Source organism: Bifidobacterium amazonense (assembly GCF_018555435.2).
GTDB lineage: Bacteria > Actinomycetota > Actinomycetes > Actinomycetales > Bifidobacteriaceae > Bifidobacterium > Bifidobacterium amazonense.
Window position 1 is genome coordinate 1 of sequence record NZ_JAFEJT020000112.1, and the last position, 2,797, is coordinate 2,797.

Here is a 2,797-nt window from a genome sequence, read left to right on the forward strand (position 1 = left end):
AGGCCAATCCATCACCAACGTAACCCCCAACTGCATCGCCAAACAATAACCACCAACCAGCCAACATAATCAGCACAACATAACCAACCGGGCCGCTCCCAGAACCCACGTTCCGAGAGCGGCCCATTTTCAAAGGTGAAACCCTCAATGCAATATCCCACTTGGCTGACCCGTGTCAGCAAGAAAACCGCCGCATGGCTGGCCGTTACCGCGACCATGTTCGCCGGTCTGACCGCCACCACCGTAACCACCACCCATACCGCCGAAGCCGCCACCACGCGCGACAGCTACTCCGACACTGTCGGCAACGCCACCTTCGAGGCCGCCCGCAAGAAGTACGGCCTCGCCAAGGAGATGCGCAACGGCGCCACGCTCCACGCGTTCATGTGGTCGTTCAAAACCATCCAGGAACACCTTCCCGAAATCGCCGAGGCCGGCTACACGTCTATCCAGACCGAGCCGATCGTTGAAATCAAGGACAACCGCGAGCTCGGCAAGGGCCGCTGGTATCTCAACTGGTATTACGTGTACCAGCCGGTCAGCATGAACATCGGCAACTACGTGATGGGTACCGAAGACGATTTCAAGACCCTGTGCAAGGAGGCCCACAAGTACGGCATCCGCATCATCGTTGATTCCGTGTCGAACCATTTCACGTCCGATTGGGACGCGATCGACCCGGAGTGGCAGAACAAGGCGTATTTCCACGCGCAGAAGGCCATCAGCGATTACAACAACCGCGAGGACTGCACGCAGAACACGCTCTCCGGCCTGTGGGATCTCAACACGCAGAACGACTACGTGGCGCAGAAGATGCACGAACTGCTCCAGCGCACTGTCGCGGATGGTGCGGACGGCTTCCGTTTCGACGCGGCCAAACACATCGAATTGACCAATGAATTCGGCGGCTCGCAGTACTGGAATACGATCCTGCCGAACGGTGCGCAGTTCCAGTACGGCGAGGTGCTGCAGGATGCGAACGTGCGCGAAAGCGACTATGCGACCATGTTCGCGAACTCGTCGGTTGGCGGCGGTGGCATCACCACGTCGAACTACGGCCACGAGGTGCGCAACGCGCTCAACGACCACAGTCTCAACACGCGTTTCTTCACCGATTATCAGGTCGAAACCGACCCGGAGAACATGGTTACGTGGGTCGAATCGCATGACAATTACTGCGACCGGCAGTCCGAGAAGCTCACCGACGACCAGATCAAGCTCGGCTGGGCGGTGATCACCGCGCGTAAGAACGGCATGTCGCTGTTCTTCAGCCGCCCGTACGCGTCCGGCGGCACGCAGGAATGGTTCTCCGAGAAGTCGCATATCGGTGATGTCGGTTCCGACCTGTGGAAGGATCCGGAGGTCGTGGCCGTCAACCACTTCCGCAACCAGATGGAAGGCGAGGCCGACAACCTCAGCAACTGCGGCAACGACGGCTGCATCATGGTCGAACGCTACGTGAGCGACGGCAATTCCGCGAACGACGGCGTGATGGTCGCCGCGGACGAGGACGGCGGCACATCGCTCGTCGGCCAGTCGGTCAAACTCGACAACGGCACATACACCGACGAGGTGACCGGTGCGACGATCACCGTGTCCGGAGGCAAGATCACGGCCGGTTCGATCGCGAACAACCAGGTCGCCGTGTTCTACAACCCGACCGTCAGCCACACGAAGATCTCGTCGGCCGAGGCGATGCCGAACACCGGCGAATTCGAGGACACGCTCGACGTGACCATGCGCTCGTTCAACATGAAGAACGCGACCTACACCACGTCCGAAGGCGATTCCGGCACACTCACCGACGGCAAGGTCGTCACGGTCGGTGATAGCACCAAGGGCGGCAACAAGGTGACCGTGACCGTCAAAGGCACCGGCAACAACGGCAAGTCCGTCTCGCACACGTATACGTACACGAAGACCAAGCAGATCGATGTGACGTCGGTCGCAATCTCCGGCGACGGCGTGAAGAACGGCGCGCTGAGCATGGACCTTGCCAAGACGACGTCCGTGCAGCTGACCGCGACCGTCACGCCGAGCAACGCTTCAGCCAAGACGGTGACGTGGAAGTCGAGCAACGAGAGTGTGGCGACGGTCAACTCGGATGGCGTGGTGACCGGCGTGAAGGCCGGTTCGGCGACGATCACCGCGACCGCTGGCGGCAAGAGCGCGACCGTGAAAATTACGCTGACCGGCGAGATTCCGACGACCGCGATGACGACCGTGTACTATCCGACCACGAACGGCTGGGCCGGCTACTACCTGCACTACAAGGTGGGCAACGGCGTGAACGGCAAGTGGGATTCCGACGTGAACGGCCGCATCAAGTTCGAGACGGCATGCGACGGCTGGGTCAAGGCCACCGTGCGAACCGACGGCGCGCAGCTCGAGTTCGACATTACCGACAACGGTAGCAGCTGGGACAACAACGGTGGCAAGAACTACGTGGCGAGTGGTTCGACAATCGTGGTCGAGAACGGAAAGATCGGCACGGTAGCACCGTGCAAGGCCACTCCTGATCCGGATCCGGAACCGGAGAAGCCAACAGTGGAGAAGATCGTCATTTCTGGTGATGGCGTGAAGGACGGCAAGCTAAACCTCAAAGTGGGCGAAGATGCTACGTTGACGGCAACCGTTACATCAGAAAGCGCTTCCTCACTCCCCCTGTACTGGTCTTCTTCTGATTCGTCTGTTGCTTCGGTGATGGGTACTGGTGTGGTGTCTGCGAAGGCTACCGGTACCGTGACGATCACGGCTGAGTCGGGTGGCGTGAAGGCATCGGTCACGTTGACGGTGA

Annotated in this window: 1 protein-coding gene; it reads left to right on the plus strand. The window is 60.1% G+C overall.

Annotated features, from left to right (window positions below; translation table 11 throughout):
* Nucleotides 1-147 precede the first annotated feature (147 nt).
* Nucleotides 148-2,797: Ig-like domain-containing protein (locus JS533_RS13470; RefSeq protein WP_241515319.1), on the plus strand; the 2,650-nt coding region annotated here is incomplete at its 3' end.